General features: G+C 43.2%; 28 protein-coding genes. 9 read left to right on the forward strand and 19 right to left on the reverse strand.

Annotation, left to right across the window (positions count from 1 at the left end):
• Positions 1-92: 92 nt before the first annotated feature.
• Together AOB49_RS02870 and AOB49_RS02875 are read left to right on the forward strand one after the other, a co-directional pair.
• Entirely contained in the window at positions 93-437 is a 345-nt protein-coding gene (locus AOB49_RS02870; RefSeq protein WP_062307705.1) for a helix-turn-helix domain-containing protein, read from the forward strand.
• A complete protein-coding gene (locus AOB49_RS02875; RefSeq protein WP_062308114.1) occupies positions 427-1668 on the forward strand; it encodes a type II toxin-antitoxin system HipA family toxin in 1242 nt (413 codons plus the stop codon). Before AOB49_RS02870 ends, AOB49_RS02875 begins: the two co-directional genes overlap by 11 nt.
• Positions 1669-1718: 50 nt before the next feature.
• Here AOB49_RS02875 and AOB49_RS02880 read toward each other — a convergent pair whose 3' ends face one another.
• Positions 1719-2081 (reverse strand): sirohydrochlorin chelatase, encoded by a 363-nt coding sequence (locus tag AOB49_RS02880; protein WP_062307707.1) that lies wholly within the window; start codon positions 2079-2081, stop codon positions 1719-1721.
• 121 nt (positions 2082-2202) lie between these two features.
• Here AOB49_RS02880 and AOB49_RS02885 point away from each other — a divergent pair, with 121 nt between their 5' ends.
• From AOB49_RS02885 to AOB49_RS02905, 5 genes are all read left to right on the forward strand, one after another.
• The gene (locus AOB49_RS02885; protein ID WP_062307712.1) at positions 2203-3231 is read left to right on the forward strand and encodes a calcium:proton antiporter; all 1029 of its coding nucleotides are present in this window, start codon (positions 2203-2205) and stop codon (positions 3229-3231) included.
• Between the two features lie 226 nt (positions 3232-3457).
• Positions 3458-3808 (forward strand): hypothetical protein, encoded by a 351-nt coding sequence (locus AOB49_RS02890; protein WP_082784045.1) that lies wholly within the window; start codon positions 3458-3460, stop codon positions 3806-3808.
• A gap of 180 nt (positions 3809-3988) precedes the next feature.
• The gene (locus AOB49_RS02895; RefSeq protein ID WP_062307714.1) at positions 3989-4774 is read left to right on the forward strand and encodes a YjbF family lipoprotein; all 786 of its coding nucleotides are present in this window, start codon (positions 3989-3991) and stop codon (positions 4772-4774) included.
• The gene (locus AOB49_RS02900; RefSeq protein WP_062307717.1) at positions 4771-8172 is read left to right on the forward strand and encodes a YjbH domain-containing protein; all 3402 of its coding nucleotides are present in this window, start codon (positions 4771-4773) and stop codon (positions 8170-8172) included. Before AOB49_RS02895 ends, AOB49_RS02900 begins: the two co-directional genes overlap by 4 nt.
• A gap of 29 nt (positions 8173-8201) precedes the next feature.
• A complete protein-coding gene (locus AOB49_RS02905) occupies positions 8202-9002 on the forward strand; it encodes a M23 family metallopeptidase (RefSeq protein ID WP_082784031.1) in 801 nt (266 codons plus the stop codon).
• Between the two features lie 183 nt (positions 9003-9185).
• Here the strand turns inward: AOB49_RS02905 and AOB49_RS02910 are convergent, their stop codons facing one another.
• From AOB49_RS02910 to AOB49_RS02920, 3 genes are all read right to left on the reverse strand, one after another.
• Positions 9186-9461 carry a type II toxin-antitoxin system RelE/ParE family toxin gene (locus AOB49_RS02910; RefSeq protein WP_062307722.1) on the reverse strand — a complete coding sequence of 92 codons (276 nt, stop codon included), beginning with the start codon at positions 9459-9461 and terminating at the stop codon, positions 9186-9188.
• Positions 9458-9727: a hypothetical protein gene (locus tag AOB49_RS02915; RefSeq protein WP_062307724.1), complete on the reverse strand. Its 270-nt coding sequence runs from the start codon at positions 9725-9727 to the stop codon at positions 9458-9460. Before AOB49_RS02915 ends, AOB49_RS02910 begins: the two co-directional genes overlap by 4 nt.
• Positions 9728-9997: 270 nt before the next feature.
• Positions 9998-10498, reverse strand: a complete 501-nt coding sequence (locus AOB49_RS02920) for a hypothetical protein (protein ID WP_156471313.1) — start codon at positions 10496-10498, stop codon at positions 9998-10000.
• A 219-nt stretch (positions 10499-10717) separates the two neighbouring features.
• Here AOB49_RS02920 and AOB49_RS12425 point away from each other — a divergent pair, with 219 nt between their 5' ends.
• Together AOB49_RS12425 and AOB49_RS12350 are read left to right on the forward strand one after the other, a co-directional pair.
• Positions 10718-11134, forward strand: coding sequence for a tyrosine-type recombinase/integrase (locus AOB49_RS12425; RefSeq protein WP_062307729.1), 417 nt, complete (start codon positions 10718-10720; stop codon positions 11132-11134).
• A complete protein-coding gene (locus tag AOB49_RS12350; protein WP_062307732.1) occupies positions 11118-11360 on the forward strand; it encodes a tyrosine-type recombinase/integrase in 243 nt (80 codons plus the stop codon). The genes AOB49_RS12425 and AOB49_RS12350 overlap by 17 nt, the downstream gene beginning before the upstream one ends.
• Positions 11361-11576: 216 nt before the next feature.
• Here the strand turns inward: AOB49_RS12350 and galE are convergent, their stop codons facing one another.
• From galE to AOB49_RS03000, 15 genes are all read right to left on the reverse strand, one after another.
• Positions 11577-12350, reverse strand: a complete 774-nt coding sequence (gene galE / locus AOB49_RS02935; RefSeq protein WP_281177799.1) for a UDP-glucose 4-epimerase GalE — start codon at positions 12348-12350, stop codon at positions 11577-11579.
• A 32-nt stretch (positions 12351-12382) separates the two neighbouring features.
• A complete protein-coding gene (locus AOB49_RS12355) occupies positions 12383-12556 on the reverse strand; it encodes an NAD-dependent epimerase/dehydratase family protein (protein ID WP_281177800.1) in 174 nt (57 codons plus the stop codon).
• Positions 12557-12785: 229 nt separating this feature from the next.
• The gene (locus tag AOB49_RS02940; protein WP_062307734.1) at positions 12786-13499 is read right to left on the reverse strand and encodes a sugar transferase; all 714 of its coding nucleotides are present in this window, start codon (positions 13497-13499) and stop codon (positions 12786-12788) included.
• A 51-nt stretch (positions 13500-13550) separates the two neighbouring features.
• Complete coding sequence (locus AOB49_RS02945) at positions 13551-14777, reverse strand: glycosyltransferase WbuB (RefSeq protein ID WP_082784033.1); 1227 nt, start codon at positions 14775-14777, stop codon at positions 13551-13553.
• A 6-nt stretch (positions 14778-14783) separates the two neighbouring features.
• On the reverse strand, positions 14784-15518 hold the full coding sequence (locus AOB49_RS02950) for an FkbM family methyltransferase (RefSeq protein WP_082784034.1): 735 nt from the start codon (positions 15516-15518) through the stop codon (positions 14784-14786).
• Positions 15518-16036 carry an acyltransferase gene (locus AOB49_RS12430; RefSeq protein ID WP_062307736.1) on the reverse strand — a complete coding sequence of 173 codons (519 nt, stop codon included), beginning with the start codon at positions 16034-16036 and terminating at the stop codon, positions 15518-15520. Before AOB49_RS12430 ends, AOB49_RS02950 begins: the two co-directional genes overlap by 1 nt.
• Positions 16029-17096 (reverse strand): glycosyltransferase, encoded by a 1068-nt coding sequence (locus tag AOB49_RS02960; protein WP_062307738.1) that lies wholly within the window; start codon positions 17094-17096, stop codon positions 16029-16031. Before AOB49_RS02960 ends, AOB49_RS12430 begins: the two co-directional genes overlap by 8 nt.
• Before the next feature lie 41 nt (positions 17097-17137).
• Positions 17138-17779 carry a class I SAM-dependent methyltransferase gene (locus tag AOB49_RS02965; protein WP_062307740.1) on the reverse strand — a complete coding sequence of 214 codons (642 nt, stop codon included), beginning with the start codon at positions 17777-17779 and terminating at the stop codon, positions 17138-17140.
• Between the two features lie 86 nt (positions 17780-17865).
• On the reverse strand, positions 17866-19044 hold the full coding sequence (locus AOB49_RS02970) for a glycosyltransferase (RefSeq protein WP_062307744.1): 1179 nt from the start codon (positions 19042-19044) through the stop codon (positions 17866-17868).
• Between the two features lie 76 nt (positions 19045-19120).
• The gene (locus tag AOB49_RS02975; RefSeq protein WP_062307747.1) at positions 19121-20464 is read right to left on the reverse strand and encodes a hypothetical protein; all 1344 of its coding nucleotides are present in this window, start codon (positions 20462-20464) and stop codon (positions 19121-19123) included.
• 45 nt (positions 20465-20509) lie between these two features.
• Positions 20510-21154, reverse strand: a complete 645-nt coding sequence (locus AOB49_RS02980) for an acyltransferase (protein WP_062307750.1) — start codon at positions 21152-21154, stop codon at positions 20510-20512.
• 123 nt (positions 21155-21277) lie between these two features.
• Positions 21278-22189, reverse strand: coding sequence for a glycosyltransferase family 2 protein (locus tag AOB49_RS02985; RefSeq protein ID WP_062307753.1), 912 nt, complete (start codon positions 22187-22189; stop codon positions 21278-21280).
• A gap of 67 nt (positions 22190-22256) precedes the next feature.
• On the reverse strand, positions 22257-23297 hold the full coding sequence (locus tag AOB49_RS02990) for a glycosyltransferase family 4 protein (RefSeq protein WP_156471314.1): 1041 nt from the start codon (positions 23295-23297) through the stop codon (positions 22257-22259).
• Positions 23279-24139 (reverse strand): FkbM family methyltransferase, encoded by an 861-nt coding sequence (locus tag AOB49_RS02995; protein WP_062307758.1) that lies wholly within the window; start codon positions 24137-24139, stop codon positions 23279-23281. Before AOB49_RS02995 ends, AOB49_RS02990 begins: the two co-directional genes overlap by 19 nt.
• A complete protein-coding gene (locus AOB49_RS03000) occupies positions 24139-24975 on the reverse strand; it encodes a class I SAM-dependent methyltransferase (RefSeq protein ID WP_062307759.1) in 837 nt (278 codons plus the stop codon). Before AOB49_RS03000 ends, AOB49_RS02995 begins: the two co-directional genes overlap by 1 nt.
• Positions 24976-24997: the final 22 nt, after the last annotated feature.

The raw sequence follows: 24997 nt of genomic DNA on the forward strand, positions 1-24997 counted from the left end.
ACCCTTTGACAATGTCTATGTTTAATAACTCTTGATCCTTTGATTTAATATCAATATAATGATCTTTAAATAATTTAAAGTTCATTTTATTGATGTCTAAGAAAACTTATTCAATTCAAAGCACACCCCATGAAGTCCTCCAGTCCCTAGAGGAGTTGGGCCTACGATTGCGTGCAAATCGGATTGCTCAAGGCTGGACTCTCCGAGAGACGGCCGCCCGCCTTTTTTGCTCTCAAAATACCTATCGTGCGATTGAGACTGGCAAACCAAGCGCAAGCATTGGCATCATTGCCAATGCCCTATGGCTCTTCGGACAATTAGACTCGCTGAACTCAGTTGCAAAGGTTCCACTCAATTTAGGCGGCATCAAGCGCGTCAGACATCCAAAACATCAAAGCTCTCCCGGCTCCATTAGAGAGGATGAGCGTGAGTTCTAACCGCAAAATTTATGTAGGCTTAGACTTTACCTTTGATCAAGCAATTACCGCCGTTGGTCTGCTAAAGCTTGAGCGTAGGGGTGTTATTGAGTCCGGTGAATATGCTTATGGCAAGCATTACCTTGCATCCCCTACCGCCTTTGCACTAAACCCAGATTACCTTCCACTTCAAAGCGCTTCATTAGCCATTGCTGAGCATCGCTTACGCGATGGCGGCGCTCTCCCGCTGACCTTTCGTGATGCGCTGCCAGATAGTTGGGGTAGAAGAGTTTTAGAGGCACAGCATGGCAAGAGTTTGAGTGACATCGATACGCTACTGATGAGCAATGCAGATCGGGTTGGCGCCATGGTATTTGGCGAGAATCTACCGCTACTGAAAGAGCATTCAGATACTCAACTCATTCCCCTCAAAGACATGGCTGAGGCTGTACGCAAATTAGAATTTTCTATGGAAATCTCTCCTGAAATGCGTCGCCTCTTACATCGAGGTGGCACACTTGGTGGCGCAAGACCAAAAGCATCTTTTGTGCATGAAAATCATCGTTGGCTTGCCAAATTTCCTTCGCAAGGTGACGACCATGATGTTTCTGTATTAGAAATCAGCATTTTGGCCTTAGCCCATCAGTGTGGCATTGATGTCTGCTCTTCTATGCTTGAAAAGATTCCTCATGGACATGCGCTACTTGTAAAACGATTTGATCGCACTGGGCCAGTTCATCAAGAACGAAGACTGCATTACCTATCCGCCGCAGCATTATTAAATGTCTCTTATGAGAGTCATGGCGGAAGTTACCTAGAATTGGCGCAAATACTCCGTCGGATTTCTTCAAATCCATCACATGATCTAGAGCAATTGTTCCGTCGCATGGTGCTGAACCTTTTTATTGACAACACGGATGATCATGTCAAAAATCACGGCGTACTTTATGTAGGTCACGGTCAATACCAATTAGCCCCAGCCTTTGACGTAGTTATGCAACTCACAAATTTAGGATATCAAGAGCTTGCCATTAAACCCCAACATCATGATTCAAAAATCAGTCTAGCTCTGGAGGTAGCGCCACACTTTGGTATTCACGAACAAACAGCAATCGCAATCATTGCATCGATCAAGGATGTCGTTGCGCAAGAATTTATCCCGGCACTGACTCACTATGGCGCAAATCAGAGCCTGATTGAGCGCGTAAAAAAATGCCTGAAACGTCAATACGAAATCATCACGAGTGCTTAGTAGATATAGGAACTAGAGTAGCCACAGTGGCTATATCAAGCACAGCAACATTAAAGTGCTCTAGCACTGAAATCCACGATTGCCTGCAAGACAGCTTCATCCTCACCAACTGCCGGCGTAGCGCTTAAAGTTATTTCGGGAAATTTCTCCTGGCACGCTTTTAGCAATACCGGGAAGTCATTGCGCAAATGACCGCCTTGACCAAAAAACACGGGCACAACAAGGACTTCAGTAGAGCCAGCGGCAACTTGAGAAGCAATGGCATCTTCTAAGCTCGGTTGCATTAACTCTAAGAAGGCCAATTCCACCAAGACATTGGGATGCTGAGCTTTCCATAAAGAGGCTAAGCGGTCAAAAGGCTCGCGCCAACGGCTATCACGGGCACCATGGCCAAACAAAATAAGGGATTTCATAGAGATCTTTTATGCGAATAAGAGCGAAATTAACTCTAAAATAACATCATTACCGAAACCGTTACAGCAACTGCTCATCTTAACGAGTAAGTGCTTTTCTGAACCTAAAGATTCTTAAAACATGCAATCACTGTCATATCTACTCAATGAAACCTGGTTCATCGTACTGATGGCTGGCGCCTTAATTGGGGCTGTTTTATCAGCAGTACACCATGCAGAGGTGATTGCCCACAGAACTGGGGAACCATATGGCACATTGGTATTGGCGATTAGCGTCACTATCATTGAAGCGTCCTTAATTATCGCCATGATGGTAGCCGGGCATGAAGGCTCTCAATTTATTGCTCGTGATGCGGTCTTTGCCACCATCATGATTGTGATGAACGGCATTATTGGTTTGTGCATTTTTATGGGCGGCTTTAAGCATCATGAGATGTCCTTTCGCAATGAAGGTACTAATTCCGCACTAGCTGTTCTCACTGCATTGGCCACCTTTATTTTGGTCATGCCGATTGTCACCGTGAGCAGTCCTGGACCTGATTTCACCAAGAGCCAGCTTGCGTTTGCGGGTATTGCTTCTTTCGCTTTATACGGTGCATTTATATTTTTCCAAACAGTTAGCCATCGCGATTACTTTTTACCTAAGGCGGAACATAAAAAAACAGATAGCACGAGTCATGCAGCAAAACCGAGCAAACTCAAAACTGCTACCAGCGTTGTCTTACTCCTTCTCTCACTCATCGTGGTGGTTGGCTTGGCTGAAGCACTCAACCCTGCGATTGAAGCGGGCGTTAAAGCCATCGGCGCACCTAAGACCGTTATTGGTATCGCTATCGCGATGCTGGTTCTCATGCCTGAAGGTTATGCGGCAGTCAGAGCAGCTAAGGCCAATCGCCTGCAAAGCAGTTTGAACTTGGCCATTGGCTCTGCCTTAGCCAGCATTGGACTGACTATCCCAACAGTTGCAGCAGTAGCCATCTTTTTAAACTTGCCACTTAGCTTAGGTATTAGTAGTCTGAACACCATTTTGATGTACCTATCCTTCTTTATTGGCGCTCTGACCTTGGCCATTGGCAGAACCACCCTATTACAAGGTGTCGTGCATCTGATTATCTTTTTCGAGTATTTATTCTTGAGTTTGGTGCCTTAATTTCGGGCGACTATTCGCCTTTGGGCACATTAAATTCTAGAAATAATAAGTAATTATCCTCGCCCCAAGTCCTAAGATATTGATAAGTCATTGATTTATATAGATTTTATTAAACAACGATTTGCAAAAAAATCCTTTAAATCTAATACAAATGAGGTGGTTTTTGATAACATAAGCAGGTATGCATGAGGATTTACTCTGCAACCGCATTTCACTGGAGAAATTAATGAAACTCACTAAATTATTGACCGTATCAGCAGCTAGCCTCACGCTTGCGTTCTCACCATTGTTTGCGCAATCAGTTTTGGCACAAGCAGCTGGCGCTCCTACAGCAGCTAGCCTATCTGGTAGCGGTGTTACTGCAACAGTTACTCCTGCAGCAGCCGCAGCTCCGGCAGCGGCGGCTGGAACTGGCGCCGCAGCTGGCGCAGGTGCAGCGACAGCAGCAGCTGTTGGCGGTTTGACTACAGCAGCCGTTGTTGGTGGTGTAGTTGCAGTTGGCGCGATTGTTGCGGTGGCAGCTTCGAATAAGGGCGACAGCAGCTCTGGTACAACTGGTACTACCGGCACAAGATAATTTCATTTGCCCACAAAACCCCCGCTCCTAGAGTGGGGGTTTTGCTTTAGTAAGACCCGCAAGACCCGTAACACCCTGTTTTTAAGATCAATTGATGCTACCTTCTTTTAAAATTGATCCGCCTTACCCTCACGCACTTTCGCTCACTTCCACTCACTTCTTTTTTACTGCGTAGCAACGATGATTCAACTTGGCAAGAAAATTGATCGCTTCTTTCTTGCTCGCTTACGCGTACTGCTTGTTTGCTTAACTCCCATTCTTCTACTGAGCGCTTGCGCAGGAGAGAAGCAAGGCCTTGCTTACGACACTCTGAAGCTCGCTTTTACGAGCCCGCATTCCGCGATTGATGCAGCAGAGCTCAATCCAGCTTACCGCTATCTCAAAGTAGAAGCCAATGGGCAACCAGCATTACTAGTTTTAGGCTACTCCAATCTACAGCCCAACTCCACTAGTGATATCTGGTATTCAGCGTTCAAGGAAGTGATTGAGATTAAAGATGGTCGCCTAGCCAATACCGAGGGTATGGATGTCAATTGGACGCAGGTGGTTTTAACGGATGCTCCCCCGCTTACTGAAGCATTAGTCAATACAGACCCATCACTGAGTAAGCGTGCCCCAAGGTTTCGTTACTCACGCATGCGTACTGTAATGCCAGGGTATCACGTCAATATTCGTGAGACTGTCATCATGCAAGCACTCAATGACATTCCGAGTGATGCGCCATCTGTTTTTAAAGATCCTAAAACGAATGTAGATATTCGTTGGGTAGAAGAGACTGTATTGGTTGCGCCCAATAATCAAAATCCCAGCATCAAACCCTTGCGCGCCATTTATGCAATTAATACCAAAACGAAGAATGTTGTCTTTGGTAAGCAATTCCTGAATGAACATTTCTTTGTTTCTTGGTTAAGCTGGCCTTATCCATCCAGAGTACTTAACCAGACCTCAGAGTCAACGCCAAAATGACACTTTGGCGCACTAACTCTCGCCCTTTGGTTGCCGATATCGGCACTGTGATTCTCATCTCTCTTTCAGCATTTGCATTGCCGGGTATAAATGCAGTTGCGCAAACTGCCAAAGTAGAAATTGAGTCAACGCCTACAGAACAGACCTCTTCATCCAACTCCCTAGGAAACTCTACCTCCAATCCCCCAATTGTGAATGGGGAACAGTTTAGCACTTGGATGCTAAAAGAGCAGCAAACTCAGAACACAAAATCTGCTAGCGATTCCACAAGTTCACAGTCCACCCTTCCGTTTTCGCCCTATTATCTGGGCACGAGCTGGCAAACACCTAAAGAGCTCAATGATCAAAACATTGATAAGCAAGCGGCACTCAATTCATTAGAGCAAATTCGCTTTTCACAAAATGATCCGGCTGATCAAAGAAGCAAAAAGGCATTTACCAAGCTCATTGAATCCCTTAAAGTGACTGGTCGGGTGCCGTTACCCAATACCAATCCACGCTATCTGGAAGCTAACCCTAAGTTAGATCCCATCTTGGGAAATGGAGATCGCATCACCATTCCAGAAGCGCCAAACACCATCACCGTGATTCGCAGCAATGGCACTTTGTGCAAAATCCGCTACCGCCCCAATATTGAAACCCGCCATTACGTCGATGGCTGCAAGCTACGCGGCAAGAATGAAGAGCGTGGTGCCGATTGGGCTTGGGTAGTTGAACCCGATGGATCGATTCACAAAGTATCGCTAGCGGCTTGGAATAGCTCAAAGCAAGATCTGCCTGCACCGGGTTCTTGGATATGGGCTCCACCACGCTGGTCACAGTGGACTAACTCTTCTGGGGAGCAATTTACCAAAGACTTTGTCAAGATACTTTCAGTTCAAGGCCCTTCAGGTCTTGAGCAAGGAATCGATACGCAGACTAGTACACGTGGTTCATTGCCAAGCATTGATCCACAAGAGCTCTACAGCGTCTCTCGCGACTTACCGATTTCTGCGAACGTCTGGGGTGAGACGGGTCTTTTGCAAACCCCTTCTGCTCGCACTGCGCCCGCAGGTACCGCAGCAGCCACTCTAGGACTCTATCAACCCTATGGCGTTTTAAATCTGTACTTTGCACCACTTAATGGTGTTGAGTTCATCATGCGCTATACCAATATCAATAACATTCCATATGGCGAGCAATCGCTTAGTGGTGGACAGACCTACAAAGATAAAAGCACCGGACTCAAAGTAAAACTTCTTAATGAAAATGCTTACTTACCTGAAATAGCCGTTGGTGCAAGAGATCTTCTAGGTACAGGTCTGTTTAGTGGTGAATACTTTGTTGCCAACAAACGCCACAATAATTTTGATTTCAGCTTAGGAATGGGCTGGGGTCAACTAGGCACACGCAATAATGTAACCAACCCCTTTGTCACTGCTTTTGGTCAAAACTATGCCACTCGCCCAGCAGTATCAACCAATCAAGGTGGCACTTCTACAGGTGGATTCTTTCACGGTACGGCTGCGATGTTTGGTGGTGTGCAATATCACACCCCTTGGGAGAATCTCGTTCTCAAAGCGGAGATTGATGGCAACAATTATCAGCAACTTCCATTCTCCAATACGCTGCCCGTCAAATCCATCTTTAACTTTGGCGCCACATACCAAACCAAGTACGCAGACTTTACCGTGGGTTCACTTGGCAACAGCCAGGTCATGTTTATTCTGAGCTTACATGAGCGACTTGATTTACTGAGCACACCAAAACTGGCAGAAGCCAAGGCGATTAATGTTGATCTCAAGCCTGTTGGTAGCTATAGCCCAACCAATCCTAATCTCTTGGCGGTAACCAATAATCAGACTAATAACCAGGCCAATATCCAAACCACCAAAAAATACACCAAGACACCAAGTGATCTCAGCGCTACAAATACTCCAAATAACAAAGGCACTCTAACTACCCAGGATGCTGATCTCGTTAAAAATGCTAATGTGTCAGAAAGTAATCAAGCACAAGCAAACTTAAGTACTGGTAGTACCTCTGAAAATACTGCCCTTACAGGCAATCTCACCCAGGCCTATAACGACACCCTGCTTGAGTTTGAAAAACAAACCCAATGGCAAGTCAAAGGTTTGCGTGGAACTGATCGGACCTGGACTATCCACCTCTTAGATGCTAGTGGTGTATTTTTACGTAGTCGTATTAATCGTGGGGTAACGGTATTACATCGCGATGCGCCCACCGATGTAGAGAATTTTAAGATCCAGTTTTACAACTGGGGTATGCTGGTAAGTGAATTTAATATTGATCGCAAGCAGTGGATGCTCAGTCAAACTCAATTACTGCCACCATCTGAACGTCGTCCATCAATAACTACAGAAAATACCGCCTCACTACCGGCAGATGGGGGCAACCCTTTCTTCAGAAAGTCCAGCAAGGACTTTAATAGCATTGGTATGACAAGTTCATCATCAAATAACTCTATTAATGCGGCCACTACAACTAATGCAACCAATCTAGCGAACATAACTACTGCACCAGCAAAAGAAGATCCTTACTTTGTAGATGAGCTTAATCACAAGCCATTGCAAACTAATTTGGGTGTTTCTTATTCACAAATTGTGGGCAGCCCTGATTCACCATTCTTATTTGCATTTGGTGTGAAGGCTGATGCTCTGTATAAGTTCCGCGAAAATACCTGGATTACAGGCACCGTTAACGCTCGAGTAGTAGACAACTTTGGCAAGTACAACTACGATCCGCCGCCCACTGGCTTACAGCCTGTACGAACAGATATTCGTCAATATATGACGCAATCTATTGCGACCATGCCTAACTTGCAAGTTACCAATACTGGTAAGTTAGCTGACAATCATTTTGTGAGTGCTTATGCCGGCTATCTAGAAACTATGTTTGCTGGTGCAGGTGGTGAGTATCTCTATAGACCTACTAATAGCAAGATTGCGGTTGGAGCTGATATCAACCGAGTACGCCAACGTCAGTTCAATGTCTGGACCTCAATGCAAAACTATGCAGTGACTACAGGGCATGTCACCGGATACTGGGATACCGGTGTTCAGGACATCCTAGTCAAAATGAGTTATGGCAAATATCTTGCTGGTGATATTGGCGGCACCTTAGATTTATCTCGAGTCTTTGCCAATGGTGTGAAGATTGGCGCCTACGCTACTCGCACTAATGTGAACTATACCCAGTTTGGTGAAGGTAGCTTTGATAAAGGCCTCTACCTCTCCGTGCCATTTGATGCTTTCTTTGCTAAACACAGTGACTCAGTTGCAAACCTACTCTTTACCCCACTCATCCGAGATGGTGGTGCTATGCTTTACAGAAAATACAAACTGTATGACATGACCCGCACTAGAGATGATCGTGCATTATCGGCTGGACCGGACTAAACAAAATTAAGCCAAGCCAAACTATCAGTATGAGTAAAACCCTAAACCACTCTATTTTGCCAAGCCCCAAGATCATCATGATTCTTGCGGCTATCGGCATATCGATTGGACTGGTCTCAGGCATTGCCCTGGGCGTTTATCCGAACTTATCTAGCATCAACGAAAAATCGAATGCGGAAGAGCAAGAAAGTATTGCTCATCAAGGAACCACAAAGGGTCAAGATAAAGCAATCCTAAAAAATACTGCACTACCGAATGCTTATCCATTTGCAAGCAATTCAATTAATGGAATTAATACAGGCAATACAAGCAAAACAAAAAATATCCTGAACAAAAATCCTAGTAGCCCCTATGGATTTAGGATCGATCCCTTCACACATACCTATAAACACCATACGGGAATAGATTACTCATTACCAGCGGGCACACCAGTACTCGCAGCAGGTGATGGCAAGATTAAGAGCGTCGGATACGATCAATTTAATGGTCAGTTTGTTGTAATTGAGCATCAACATGGCTATACCAGCAAATATGCGCACCTCAAGACGGCCTATGTAGTGACAGGCAACCTCATCAAGCAAGGCCAACAGATTGGGGAAGTAGGATCCACAGGCAGGTCAACCAGCCCTCACCTGCATTTTGAGATCAGCCACCATAACAACCCCATTAATCCGCTGTTAGTTCTTAACCAAGAAACGGCAAGTATTGTTGCAAGCATTCCAGTGGCACCAAATTCAAACATGGGAGCAAATACTACTTTGCAGAGAGTGCCGTTTATCACCAATAGTGGAGTGACCTATAGGATGATAGAGGTAGCCCAACTGAAGTAAAGGAAGTTGCGGCTGATAAACGCGATTAGTGAACCTGAATTGCCTCAGCTAACTGCAATCAATCAGAAATAATACTGGGTAAATGTGTAACCGCTTGATAATTGCATTGTTTTTTAATGCAAGCGTGTCGCACCAAGAATACCCGGGCTCCCGATTGAGAAAGCTTTAAACAGCCATCCTCAATTAGTACACCGCATCATGATCACCCACATTGATCAACACGATTTCAGTGTCAGTAATGATCATTTCGATGGTGACCCGGTACTTTAGGTTAATCGAAATACTCTGCAGGCCCTCAAGCCTTCCGGATAGCCCATGAAGTCGAAGTGATGGATGATGTGGATTGAGCGCGAGCAATTCCAATGTTTTTGCATACTGAGCCTGCACATCTGGATGGCGCTTTAAAAATTTAGCGGCGCGCTTATTGTATTGCTCTGTAAAGAGAAGCTGCCAAGTCATTTAGCAGACTGATTCATTTTCTGCAGACGCTTGATGTGTTGGGCCACGGTTTCCTTGACAAAACGGCCGCCCGCTAAATCGGCCTTGGATTCTGCGATGGCAGCCTCTAGCTCACACTCACGCAGGTACTGGTACTGCTCCTGGCTCATCACGACGTACCTCACCCGGCCCCGAACGGACACGGGTGCCTCGAGCTGATCTAAGAGCGCCTCTTCAATCGCCTTAATGCCCTTGGTCTTTAAATCATTAGCGACAACAGCACCCATGACCATCCTTTAAATAGTATTATATATAGTATTGTAAATAAGCCTAATGATTCATGCAAGTGCGTTACGAGAGTTTAATGAAGTGATGCAGATGGGGTATTAGAGAGCGCATGTCTCTCCAACCCCCTGCTCTCTCTATACATTCCCCCCAAATGAGAATGAGTCCGTTTTGTAAACTGCATCGCATTTTTAGGCGCAATCAAATAGGTAGGAACTAAATCGAAGTGAGACGCACTCCGATTAATAAAGAAAAAAGAATCTGAACTTGGGCTAACTGCCGCCGTCTTCTGCCTGCGGCGGGATATCCACAATCAGCAATCGCCTGCGCCACTCCTGGTGGCGACGCAGCTCGGCCAACGCCCGAAAGAACGCCCGGCTCAGGTCATCGTGCACGCGCCGTGTTTTGTCGAGCTGCATAAGATCCAGTAGCCGCGCCTCCTTGATCTTGGCCACCGCATCGCCAATAGCATCCTGATGTTTTGCGTACCACAGGCGTTCCCTCATATCTTTGATAACCTGCTCGAGGACAAAGTGGCCCAGCAACTCCTCACCACCAAGCTCAAGCTGAATGTAAGAGAGAACCAGCTGATCGAGGCTTGGGTCCTGCTCGTCAAAGCACCCGCAGTCTCGCCCCTCCTCAATAACCTGCTCATAAATATCGGGGCATTTCTGTTTGAGCTCACGGTAGCGCTCCGCGGTCCAGTTCTGCTGGGTAAGGGACAGTGTGAGCGCGAGTTTTTTGTGAAGTGCCGCTGCCTCGCTCTCGCTCACCACAAGACCATAGGCAAAAAGCGCAAAGGTCTCATCAGAAAAATGAATTCCATAGTCTGTGAACTCGTACTTACGTAGCGGTGCATTCAGGAACTAGTAACCAAAGGTAGGAGCTCAGCGAGCATCCGCAGGCTGATCTCGGGCATCACGACAATACATAAACTCAATCGCTTAGCCGACCCCACAAAGGATCCAGATGTTCTTTTAGAGATGCGGCGTATGCATCGCACGATTGGGCGTTTCTCCAAACAGGCCCTTGGCGTAACCTCAAGCATCCTACAAAAATTACTGGAGGCAACTGAGGCTGGGAACCGCGGTGCAAGGGATCGGGCTCTTTTGTTGCTTGCCTATGACACCCTGTGCAGGCGAAGCGAACTGGCCGCGCTTTTGATTGAGGATATTAAGTTTAATGAGGTCCATGGATCATTAAGAGCAAGCATCTTGATTAGAAAAAGCAAGACCGACCAACTAGGTCGGGGGCGAAGACTCACGCTAAGTGAACGAGGATCGAAAGCTTTGAAGGAGTGGCTGGAGAGAAGACGAAACCCCTGCAGTGGAAAACTTTTTATGGGGGGTAGACCGCGCACAAAAAATTACCCAATCCTTCGGTGCTGGGCAAATGAACCGAATCTATAAAAGACTCGCTGCCAGGGCTGGACTTCCGGAGGATGTTGTCGAGCAAATCAGCGGGCACTCGATGCGGGTGGGTCACGCTCAGGATATGGTCAATAACGGAAAAAGTTTGCCGATGATTATGAGTAAGGGCAGGTGGTCAAAATCGGATACGGTAATGAGATACGTTGAACATATCCCTCTACACAACTTAGAGTATTTTGATAAATTGACGGCTACTGTAAAGTGACTGGAATCAGACTATCTATTTATTACCAGAACAAAGCACAAGGATCAAATTCTAAAAAAGAGGATCCTAATAACTCCAGACTTCAACCCATTCTCACCAATGTTTCACACTAAACAACGACTATGCGCGTCAGACCTCAAAACGAGACAGTATCGAGATAAAAAGAGGAATTACTCAAATCAAAGAGCAAGTGCCTCAATAAAAAATGTATGTAGACTAAATCTCTAGAGTACCTCGGGTTTCCCACTTCCATGCATACTTAATAATCGTAGATAGATCGGAATATTGTGGCGTCCAGCCGAGTCGCTCCCGAATTAATGCGGAGTCTGCAACTAAAACAGCTGGATCCCCTTCCCTGCGGGGTGAGTTGACAGATGCAATCTTACGACCCGTCACCTGCTCCGCTGCATCTATAACTTCCTGTACCGAAAAGCCATTTCCATTACCGAGGTTATAGGCCTGACTATCCGAACCGCTCATCAAGGACTGCAAGGCCAACCAATGCGCTGAACACAGATCCTGGACATGAATATAGTCCCTTATGCAAGTAACATCCGGTGTGCCGTAGTCACGGCCAAACACTGAAATATTTTTTCGTCGCCCTGAGGCAACCTGAAGCACCAGTGGAATAAGGTGAGTTTCAAGGTCATGTCGCTCACCCAATTGAACTTCTGGATCGGCGCCAGCTGCATTAAGATAGCGAAGACATACTGACTTCATACCATAGGCTTTGTCGTAATCGGCCTGCACCTGTTCAACGATCAACTTGGTTCGGCCATAGGGATTAATCGGTTGCTGTGGATGACGCTCATCGATTGGCGTATAGCGAGGCTCTCCGAAAATCGCTGCCGAGGACGAGAATATAAAATTCTTAACACCATGGGCTTGCATTGCATCCAACAATACAAGGGTATTGGCAACATTATTTTGATAGTACTTATCCGGATTCTGAACCGACTCACCAACCTGAATAAAAGACGCAAAATGCAAAACGGCATCAAAACCTTTGGCAAGTACCGAATTCAGAACTTGAAGATCTCCACAGCCCCCCCCTTGACAAAATCACCAGCAAGCACTGCATCGCTATATCCCGCAGATAGATCATCCAGTACCGTCACATTAGGGCCAAGTTGGCCAAGCAATTTCACCATGTGCGAGCCAATAAAGCCGGCGCCACCAATAACAAGAATATTCATTTGCAAAAACAACTGGGTCTTTAATGTTTTATATTAATGCTTCAAAAGCACTTAGGTTTCATTTTTAACATAACTCTTTAAGCACCCTCAAATTATTGAATTAGCTAGAAATATTCAATATCTCAAAATTTACAGGCAATAATGCCACCAATACCATTGGTACGGGTTCAGTTTTAATGGCCACCTAAGCAATATTAAATATCAGTAACTTAATTCATGCCGTCATCATTTAATGTCCACCACCTTTTGTAATGACCAAAATACCCCTCCAGATAATCCACAGATCCAACATCAAAAGACTAAAGGAAGAGCGCCTCATATATTCATCAACATATTCATACTCATAAACCGGATTTCCCATTTCTGCCGTCCCTTTGTTAATGTGACCCAAGCCAAGTAAGCCCCCCTGCAAAAGCGATCGAGTTATGTTGCCTTGAGATTTATCTCGCTCGTAGTGCAAAATAGATAATGGCCTTGGGCCAACAATACTCATATCACCCTTAAGTACACTCCAGAACTGCGGCAGTTCATCTAAATAAAATTTCTTAACAATATGCCCTACATTGGTACGACTCTCCACCGTCCATTCTGCAGAAAATGCCAACCAGTCGTGATTTTTTGCGCCCTCAGGATCAATGTATTGGGACTTAATTAGTCGAATTTTATATTTACGTATAACCTTGCCCCCACTCATTGCATGATAGTAAAAAAACATAGGTCCTGCATTTTCAGGAATAAACCAACCCTCAATCAAAAATGCAATTTTTAGTACAAACAAGATGGGCGCTGACACTACTAACATGACAAATCCTACCAATTTGTCAAATAACACTTTCAAAATTGGAGGCTTTAGCGGCCCTGATAATGCAAATAAGTGAGAATACTTTTGGCGAATCTCATCAGTAGGCGGTCTATAAGGAAAGGCTTCTATTGGCTCGATCATACTATTTGTCCATTAAAAAAATGACACTAAATACTGATAAATAATTCATGGTCATTCTGACGCTAGCTGAATAATATCTTGTTCAAATTTCGACAAGATATTATCCTTTGAAAAATTTACCTCTGCATAATTGCGGCCAATATTACCCAATTTATAACGCCTACTTGGCTCAGCCATTAGATCAGCAATAGCTTGAGAAAAAGCCAATACATCGCCAGGTGAAACTACAATTCCACACATAGAAACAACTTCTGCTAATTCAGTATTTATCTCGGCAGTAGCAACTACTGGTCGCCCACTTGCAAGCATCCCAGTCAACTTCGAGGGCATCAAAAGATCAGCCACATCTGCACGCTGCGGCAATAGGTGAATATCTGCCATCCTTAAGAGAGCCCCAAGAAGTTCAGCTGGCTGAAAATCAAGAAACATCACATTGGGTAAATCAACGCAATTTGCCATCAGCTCGGAGCGACCTACCCCATCACCACAAAATACAAACTTTAAGGACGGCTCAGATCGAAGCAAACGTGCCGCGCCTGCCAAGATAAGCAAACCTTGTTTAGCTCCCATGGAGCCGGAATAAAGGGCCACTGTTGTGCCAACAGAAATCCCAAGATCATTTCGTAATTTAATGCTAGAAGCATCATTTTCAATTACCGCCTCCAAATTTGCCCAGTTCAGAAATAACAAACTGCGATTTCCTGAAACCCCCTTTTTATCCAAAAGCATCAACATCCGGCGCGATATTGTCGACACACGTTCAAAAGATCTAAGTATTAAATGTTCTGCGCTTAATACCCAACGATAAATAAGTGCACCTCTCAAAATCCCCAAATCAAATGCTGCATCCACTTCAAAATCTTGCACATGCAACCAAGTCTTTGCTCCTACAAGCTTAGCAACCAGCAAAGCAGTGGGAGCGCAAATCAAAGCCGGCTCCACCACCCAAACCACATTTGGTCGCCAAAAAACCTGCCACAACATAACTGGAAAACTAAAAAATATAAAACTAGTCATATACAAAATTCGCTTTATCCCCGAGGGATTGCATGGCACAAAAAATGGGCAACGCCATATGCCTACTCCAGCTTTACTCTGATAACTGTATATCCTACTGTTGTAACCGTTGCGCACTTTCCATTCGGGATAATGTGGAGAGGTAGTGACTACTTTTAGATCATGGCCCCGAGAAGCAAGCCACTCAGTCATTTCAGACACATACTTACCAACACCAACCTCCTCCGGAGAATAGTTCATGCAATATATGAGTATGCGCATCACCAACTAATCAGAAAATTGAGTGAAAAGTAAGTCAGCCTGAATGCAATTCCCATTTCGATCATTCGATAAGTTATATAACCCAGACAAACGAAAACCTAGTTTGCCAAGGTATAAAATAACATCTCCAGCTAATTTTTGATTTTTGTAAAGCTCAACAAAAGAACACTCACAATAAATATAATCAAAATTTTCTAATAAATTTTGACATCCATCAAGCGCTTGTAATTCAAATCCTTGTACATCCAATTTAAGTAAGGCTGGGCGAATAATGTCCTCCTTAGTCATGAAATCATCAAGGGTCCCAACATCTACTTCTATTGAACCAATCTCATGAGTTCCAGGAAAGTAATTTGATTGAGCGTCTCCAATTTCCAGCAGAGAGGAAGAATCATCGCGAGCTGACAAATGTAGCTTCATCCTCTCATGGCAATTTCCAATAGCTGCGTTGAATAGAGTAACCGAAGGATCATGAGAAAAAATTTTGCGAAATATTCCTGCCGCTATCGGTAGCGGCTCAAATGCAATGATATTTGCATCAGTAAATATTTTTGCAGCAAGCGAAAATTGTCCCCGATTAGCGCCAATATCAACGATAGTGGATATTGGACGATTTAATGCGGTTTTATGCTCTACACCCGCTAGGATTCGATGAAAAAACAAAGCCCTTCGTAAGGTTGGGTAATTGAATACAATTCTCAGCTTATGGATTCTGAGTTTAAGACAGGAAAAGAATCTCATTAATTATCCGTCTTTAGCTTAAATCTATGCCTCATTGGCTTGGCCGGGACACCATAACAAATCATATTTGATGGTAGATCTCTGGTCACTACAGACCCGGCCCCAACAATACAACCATACCCAATGTGCACACTTCCAACAATAACCACTCGATGTCCAATCAAATTATCGCCCTCCAAAACAACAGCCGAGGGGGGTAGCCTTCCAGCCCAAAATACCGTGAAATCAGGGCTGTCAAAACGATGATCATTCCCCACCATGGAAACATGGCTAGAGATCAGCACATCATTGCCAACTTTGAGGTTAGACTCAAGATAAAAAGAACTCCCAATTGCAACATTATCCCCAATACTCAAATAGGAACTTGGCGCCAAGTAACAATTGCGTCCCAAAAAAACGTTTCTGCCAACCTTAATTTTTCCAATTAGCCGTAAGCGCCAAAACGCTAGCCGCGTCCAACGCAAGATCCTTCGAGCCTGCCTAAGCCAGCTGTTAATAGGCTTATCAGGCCTATTCATCTGAACAAAACTCTTGAAATCCTTGCGTCATTTTCTCAACTGAATAATTTTTATTACAACTCATAGCTATCGACCTTCGATTACTTTGCCACCATTCACGATCTTTCCAAACCCTAGTTAAGGCGTCACTTAAATCATCAACGCTATCTGAAGTAAACAGAATAGCATTTTCCCCTTCAAAAACTGCATCGATTTCAGGAGAATGTGGCTCTTCGTCGGCGACGATTACAGGTGTACCAAATGAAAAACTCTGAACCACAGATAGGCCAACGTATCCGGGTGAAAGGCTGGCCACCGCGCATCCAAATAATCTAGATAGCAAATAGTCATCAGCAATATGCCCGAAAAAAAGTACTCTGTCCGACATCCCCAACAACCCAGTCAGAGCCTCTAATTCCGCCCGCATTGGGCCATCACCAATAATAATTAACTTGCACCCGCCAATCAATGGCAGAGACTTTGCATAAGCAAAAATAGCTAATTCGGGTTTCTTGGCAGGAACAAGTCGTCCAATATAGATAAAAGAATCAACTGATCCGGTGTTACGGTCATATATTTTTGCCTCCCGATAAAGTGCATTAGGCGCAGCGAAAGTCTTTACCAAAGGCAAACGCATTTTGAATGTAGCGGCCTCTTCCTTTGTATAGGCGATGACATTACCAGCCAATCTCACCATTAAATCCCTCAAAAGAGTTCCGCCCTTACCTTTGCCCCGCCTAGACCAAGCATGCCCCCAAACGGCAGTTCTCAATCCCAAGGCACGCCGCACAAAGAGAAAGATCCAATTACTAACGATTCGAGGATTTAACTCTAGCACCGCGCAGTCAGCAGTCAATACATCCTCCCAGCAACCCAGTTGAATAGAGAATCGTCTGCCAAACAGAAAAATATTTCGTACGGTTTTCTGGTTGCGACCTAAATTGACACGCGTTATGGTTGTACCATCGAAGTAACACTCTCCAGTAAGCAAGAGGAATTCTGCTCCAAAAATATTCACCATAAGATCAAAGAATTCTGCCCTATAATCACCTACAGAGGTTTGAAGAATTACTAGTTTCATGTCAAATAACTGTCAGATGGTATATAAATCAAATTTTTGATTTATATTCTTTTGCACTCGATGCCAAGACAATTTTCCCATCTAGTTTTATTTTCAACCTCATGGAATTGCTTCGTCGATGAGTCACCAAATTGCGCCCTTCTTATACCCCCAAATCCAGCATGCTCGAGCTCTCGTGCAAGTGACTGAAAATCCCACATCCAGAAATGCTGACTGTTACCAAAAGCGGAAAGAAACACCCCTTTTATACCCCGATTACGCGACTCCAGCCCAAGACCAGAAGCCTTCATAAACTCAAGCGCAGGAAAGCCCACACCAGCGCGCGACTTTTCAATATAAATTCGAATTAAATATTCTAGATCTGGCAACACTAGCCTGAAAACCCCCCCAGGCTTTAATATTTTGTAAGTATTTATTAATGCTATCTTGCAATCCTTTAGAGATAAATGCTCTAACACATGCGAACAATAGACCGCATCGCAAGAATTATTATTAACTGGTAATCCCTTGGTGATATCGCCGTATTCGACATTTGAGGGAAAACGCTTCTCATTCTTCACATACAATTTTCCGATTAAAGGAAGACGTTCAAATCTTAACGTTGGAGAAGCATCAAAGTTTCGCCAACTTTCTGGCGCCGTCCAAGCACAACCATATTGAACATAACAGGAACTAAGATTCATTAACCACTCTTTTCATGGGAGAAACAGCATATAAGTAGAAACATTTAGGCATTTGCCACATAACAAGACATACAAAACAACATTTTTTAATATTTTTCTAGGATACCCTTATATACATTAACTACTTTTTTTGCAAATACCGGAGGAGCATACTTTGAAATGATCTCATTGCGAATAATTTCACGATCAAAATGGTTATCATACCGAAGATTCTGCATTGAATTGGCCAAAGCGCTGACATCACCTACTTCAACCAACATCCCAACTTTGTTAGTTACAATATCATTTGGCCCTCCTGATTTTGTAGCTATTACAGGCAGACCGGTTGCCATAGCCTCAATAAGCACTACTCCGAAAGTCTCATGAAAACTTGATGAGATAAAAGCGTTAGCGCTCCACATGGCAATTCTTACCTCTTGTTTCGATAGCGCCCCAAGAAATTGAACCTGACTTTGAATCTGCAATTCACAACAAAGAGACACAAGCTGATTTCTAATACTTCCATCGCCACCGATTCTCAAATACGTTCGTTTATCGCCTTTAAATTTCTGAGCGAAAGCTCTTAATAAAACATCGAAACCCTTATTGCTAGAAAAGTGAGCGATGGCTAGAAATACAAAATTATCACTTTTAGCCTGAACCGGTGGGAAGGTAAAAAATTCAGTATCCACACAGTTTGGAACTACATCACATTTTTCTTCAGCCACATAGCGCGCAATAGCCCCTCTCTCTGCATTACTAACCGCTAATACCCTAGATGCGTTTTGGTAGGCTACCCTACAGAACCATTTTGGCTGCCCCCTAAAATCTTGCAGCAAAAACTTGCTACTATGCTCTGTTAAAACATAAGGTATTTTCACCATACGCCAGACCAAGTAACCTGCATAGCCTGCCCAATAAGCATTGTGTGCATGAATAATATCTGGTCGTCCATAGCGTTTTATATATTGATTAACCAAAATTTTGGTTAGGACAGCCCAAATCAAACCGCCAACAAATGTCTGAGTCAAAGTATTCCACCCATGGAGACGCATTGTTGGAATGCCCTCCTCGTTTTCAACTGAAATTTGACCGTGATTTTCTATAATATGTTTAAGTCTAAATACGCCAATCCTTCGCGCCTCTACATAAGCAACACTAACTTGACACCCAACCTTTTGGAGTGCTAGAGCCTGCTCTCTAAAAAAAATGCCAAGAACAGGCCTGTCTGGATCAATATAAAAAGAGGGGAGAAATAAAATATGAGGTTTAAGATCGTTGGACATATGCGCTATGATAAAAAAAGTATCTACACTTGAGGGCAACTGAGCTCATTTATTTGCATGCACTCATAATCGCCAATCAATCACGGAGATGGGACTTTTGATATAAATTAATTGGTCCACGGCTACCTGCGGAGCCTCTAGAGTTGTCAGTTCTGCGAAGAACTAGCGTCAAACTAAATTCTTTATGACTATAGTAATAAAGGGCCACAAATAACCAAAGCATTGGGTCAAGGTACCCCCCGTTTCTAATAGCATATGTCACGATAAAAACGAAGGCCATATCATTAACAATTTGTGGCAATAAAAGATTTCCCCCCACCGAAGATTTATATCTAAATAAGAATAATAAAAATCCAATAATTCCAAGGACCCCAAACTCCGAAAGCAGCCGAATAAATAACGAGCCCGCATCAATACTATTCAACTCCAGAAGCACTTGCGACTCATCGTAAGTATTGTATAAATACTTGTTGTAACTATTTTCATGAGTTCTTAGGCCAGTACCCAGAAAGTAGCTATCTCGAAGCGCCGCCTGGGCAACTATCGCATTTGAAATAAGAGCAAACCCAGAGAGGTCATTTTGAGTAAATTCATAGGCAACCAACTCAGGACCAATATTAGCAAATACATTCAGTTTAGTCTGCATTTGAGGAATTTGTGAAATTACCAGCCCGCCAATTACTGTAACCAACAATAGTCTACTCAGAATTGTCTTGAAATTTAGATTTCTATATTTCATCAACACTGCTAAGATCAAAGCAAAGTAACCAACCAGAGAAAATGTAAGTAGTAAACCAAAAATTATTATTAGGGCGATGATTTTGCTTTTTAAGCCTAAGGCCGCAGCTCTTCCAGATAAGACCAAAACTGCGATAAAAACCGCCGGAGTAAGAAGCAATGCGAAATGGGCTGGTTCTGACGAAAATCCTGAAGCCCGAGGAAAAAAATTCAAGATATCCGCTGCTAACCTACCTGTAGTTACTTGCTGCCCACCCAGTAAATTTTGCAAATGTATAGACTCACCAAATAGCATAAAGATCAAAATCTGAAAAATTACAAAACATGCAGCAAAAAAAGCAAAGCCATAATAGATGCGAACGATTTCTGCAATTCGATATTTGCTTGAGGATACAAAGCCAAATAAGGTGATGGACATTATTACAACACCAATCAGATGAATTAGCGAAGCAATAAATGTTGTAGGCGAGTAGTTTATTAAAAAAGTATGGATGGCAATTACTGCATACAATATGAGCAAAATTACAGGGATATTGAATCTTGCTCTTGTCAACTGAAAGAGAAGGGCGAAGTAAATCAAGTAGGTAGATACATTATTAGAAAGTGTAAAACCAAAAATTTGATTTCCAAAGCCCTTAAAAAAGATGGCCAAAATCACGCAAGCGAAGGTAACATGAAACATTGCTTACGTTTTACCCGAGCAGAAATTAATCAACATTAAATGAGATTATGACCAATTAATACTTTTCCTTATAACTCGAGCTGGATTTCCTCCAATCAAGCAGTTTTTTTCAGTAAACCGAGAAATCACTACCGCGCCTGAGGCAACCACACAACCGTCTGGAATAATTACCCCTTTTAGTATCGTCACATTACTGCCTATCCATACATGATTCCCAATTTCAATAGGATTTGATTTTCTCTTTTTGCCTGCGTACTGAATTTCGTGGAAATCATCATCAAGAATTTGAACCCCCCATGATATTGCGCAATCATTTCCAACTTTTAGGCCGTGCATAATAACAAAGCTTGAATTTGCATTCATGTAACCTCTTCCAACTTCGACTATCGCTCCTCTGCCCACATCAACTCTACACCCCTTACCTATTGAATAGGATTCGCGGATAATTAAATGACCGTCAACCCTTATATAAGTCAGGTCGCGATTATTCATAAATCCAGCATAGTCCAACCCAACTTGTAGCAAACCTCGAGTCTCTATATTTCTTAATCCCCGTATTCTTACACCATTGCTAATGATTATTCTTTTCTTACAAAGCCGAAACAGGAACCACATAATTACCGCCATGAAAATGGGGGTCTCAACTTTTCTACACTTACTGTAGAATTTTTTCAGATTAGCTAATTGCATATTCTTATTTTGATTGCAGGGACTGAAAATCGGCGAAAATTTGCAGCAATATATTGGTATATCCAGAGTTTTTTGAAAAATCGAATATCATCTATTGTCGCTAAAACTCAGAATTTTTAAAGGCTAGAATCTTGATTTCTTAGAATTTAATTGGAGCCATTTGACACGTAAAGTGTCAAATTTTTTTCGCGTCAGTATGGATACTAAAACCCAACGCCTCGCCTTATAAAAACTGTATCGGGCTACAGATAAGATAAAGCAGCGTATAGAATGGATTACACCCAACTGACTCCAATGGACCCAAAATACCTCCTTTTGCGTTGCAAACGAGCTGCTAACTCCACCACCAATAATATGTACATGTACAACTTGGCTATGCTCAAATCGATAACCCCCAATGTACAACGCAAGAAATAAATTATAATCTGCCGCGATTTTAAATTTTGTATCAAAAAAACTTGCTAGGTATAGCGATCTTCTTGTAAATGTTGATGGATGACTAATTGAGCTCATGGTTATTGGCATCAAATCTTTTCTGGAGAGTTGCCTCCGGGATATGCCAGTTTCTTCATCAACGATTTCAACATCACCGAACACCACATCGGCTTCTGTTTTAAGAAATGTAGCAACTGCACTTGAAATTGCATCCTTCTCATACCAATCCCCCGCTCCAATAATCCCCACATAATCACCTCTTGCGAGCTTGATTCCCTTGTTCATTGCATCATAAATACCGGCATCATTCTCACTTATCAATGTTTTGATTTTATATTTATAGCGCGTGATAATCTGAAGCGTTCCGTCATTTGAGCCGCCATCGATGATTAGATACTCAATATTTTTATATGATTGATTTATTACGCTTTTAATTGTCTCTTCGATTAATTCTACGGCATTGTAGACGACTGTAATGATAGTTACTAAGGGCATGGTTGATGCCAGAGCATCAATCTCCAAATTACCTGGGTTTAAGAAAATCTTGGATCTATGCCGTTTGTTGCTATCAAGCAAATGAATTTTGTTCTTTGCCGGCATTAATCTTGTGCCCTCAATTGTTTATTTTGATGAGACATGCACACTATTAATAAAATACTCGTCACTATTAAAATCCCGCCTCAATGTTTATTTTCTTTCCAAGAACCTGCTCATAAATATTGGCATATGCACGACCAACATTCAGACTTCTGCATTGCGTCAGTGCTTCTAATCGATTTGTGTTACTAATTTCATCACGCATCCGCCGAATTCCCTTGAGAATGGATTTCTCGGAGCCAGGGTCGACCAAATAAGCGCCGGCATAAAGATCTTGCTTTGCCCAATCCATATCAGACAGCAATAGAGGCTTACCCAATGCCGCAGCCTCAAGCGCACTAATAGGCTGAGTTTCATTGTAACTAGGCAGCGCAAACCCAATACACCCTTGGTATGCAGCAACCAACTCTGCGGATCCAACAGGTAATCCTCCTTCAAGCCATTGAATGAAATCATTTTGTACCACTAGCTTCCTTAGCATTTCTGCGTACGTCTCTTCACCTGCTACTGTTTGACCCACTAACAACAAAGGCACTTCAGCGCTAATCGCTGCCTTAGCTAATTTCAGTTGATTTTTTCTGACTGAGACTCCACCAACACAAATAAGATATTCTCTCACCCTAAATTTAATGGAATTGTCATCACTTGTTGGCAAATAAAAATTATCCTGAACGATGTTAGGAATCTTAGATATCTTATTTTGCGGAATACCATAAAGAGTTTTTGCAACTTCTGCTTGAGATTCATTTACAACCACAAGCGAATCCAAAAGGGAGGCTATAAGCTTAAGAGATCGATCTCGCCCTAAAAAATTATTGATCAGGAACCTCATACGCACTCTAGGATTTGAATATGGGAGGAGTGTTGAGATAACCACTTTTTTGCCCGACCTTTTTGCCCAAGTCACAGCCTTAAGATGAATTTCACTCAATCCCCATACATGCAAAATATCAAAACTCGCATCTCGGCTCCATACATCCAGCGGCTGGATATCAACACCTGCTGATCTTGCAGCTAGAAGAGCATGAAGCATTTGCACTTCAAATCCACCATATGCAAAGCAATGTGGCTGATACGGCAGCACCCGAACTTTCATGGTAGAAACCGCCACGCCTCTCTTCTCGCCACAACGTCCCCCAGCAAGGCTGCATCCTTAAAATCCACAGACTCTAGTTTCTTCTCAATCACATTCCATCGCCAGAATCTATATCCCAAATCATTCAAAATCCTCTCCACCTCCAGCTGATTTTTTGAGCATTCCAAAAGAATTGTTGAATTCAACCGCGCGAATGTCTTCATGCCACCCTCTAGGACAAGCTTTTCTGCCCCCTCCACATCCATAATAATCAAATCTATTAGCGGATAGTTTTGCTCAGCCAAATAGCAATCCAAAGTCATTGACTCGACCAACTCATCGGAAGAGAGCGCCCTATTCGCATCTTCTGGGGTTTCAACATACCGATGACCGTCACAAGTTGGGTTTTTTGAATCCACTCTCAGCAGTAATTGGCCCGACACATTCGAGAGAGCCGCCTTATTTACGATTACATTTTGGCAGCCATTGAGTTCTAAATTTTTCTGAAGCCTCGTGAAACTTTCGCTGGACGGCTCAAAAGCATACACAATACCACTTGGTTTTATCAATTCGGCAGCCATGATGGTATATAGACCCACATTTGCCCCGATATTCAACACATTCATTCCAGACCTTAGAAACGAAGCAACAAAGTCTCGTTCAACAGCTTCAAAATTACCTTTAAACAACATTTCAGGAATCTGCCCATTAGGATACAGCCGGACGCGCCCAAGACCAGCGGAATATACAACCGGTATTTGAAGTACTTTCTTAATGTCCCAAATTCGATTCCTTAATGCAATCCAAATCGGTCGTATTAGCGCCCGCATGTGCGGGTACTTTTTAATTGTTTTTTTTAATACATCAATCATCGACATCAGACATTCCAACCCTGGCTAACAGGAAGCTTCCTAAAGACATTGTTATGTCCGACCGCGCCAAGAAAAACCATCTCTTTCATCGCCAATTCAGTCACCACTAGAGATGGCCCTGGATGACCTGCAAATGAAAATTTAGGAGGAATGAAATTCGAGAACAGACTTGAATCATCCATGATCAAGATACCACCAGCCTTTAGTTGTGCAACACATTCAATATAATCTGAATGCACCACTTCATAATCATGACAGCCATCAATGTATATTAAATCCCATTCACGACTCTTAATGTGACTAAGGGCGGTCATGTCTGTTGATAGAGCTTTAAGCAACGTCGGCGCCCTTAGTGCAAATAGCGAAAAGGCATCAAGGGCATCCCTAAGGTAATCTACATTCAAACTGTACCTACTTACAGCATCACCAATCGGGGAGAATGGTGAAATACCATGAACATAAGCTGGCATGTCTATCAGTTTTGCTATTAAACCCCATAGAGAGATTGTCTGCCCACGAAAAACTCCTATTTCAAGGCACATTTCAGGGCGAAATTCGCGGAATATCATCCACCACATTGCATGGAATGCATCCTCACCAAACCCTCTTCCTTGCTGAGAAAAATATCGCCTATGTTCACGCAACTCTTGATGACAAACATGGTGAAAATAATGATGGGCATATGCATGAAGCTCATTTCTAGTAGAAAATCTATTCGCAGCTTGACTGAAAGATAAATCTATGTCAAATCGTTTTTGATATCGAGAATAACGTTGAAGTTGCATCTGCATCACAAGCCAATTTAATTTTCCTAATAATTTTTGAATGTATGAATTACGCATATTGATTTTTCATGTAGGGTAG

This window comes from Polynucleobacter sinensis (assembly GCF_001595985.1).
GTDB classification, from domain to species: domain Bacteria; phylum Pseudomonadota; class Gammaproteobacteria; order Burkholderiales; family Burkholderiaceae; genus Polynucleobacter; species Polynucleobacter sinensis.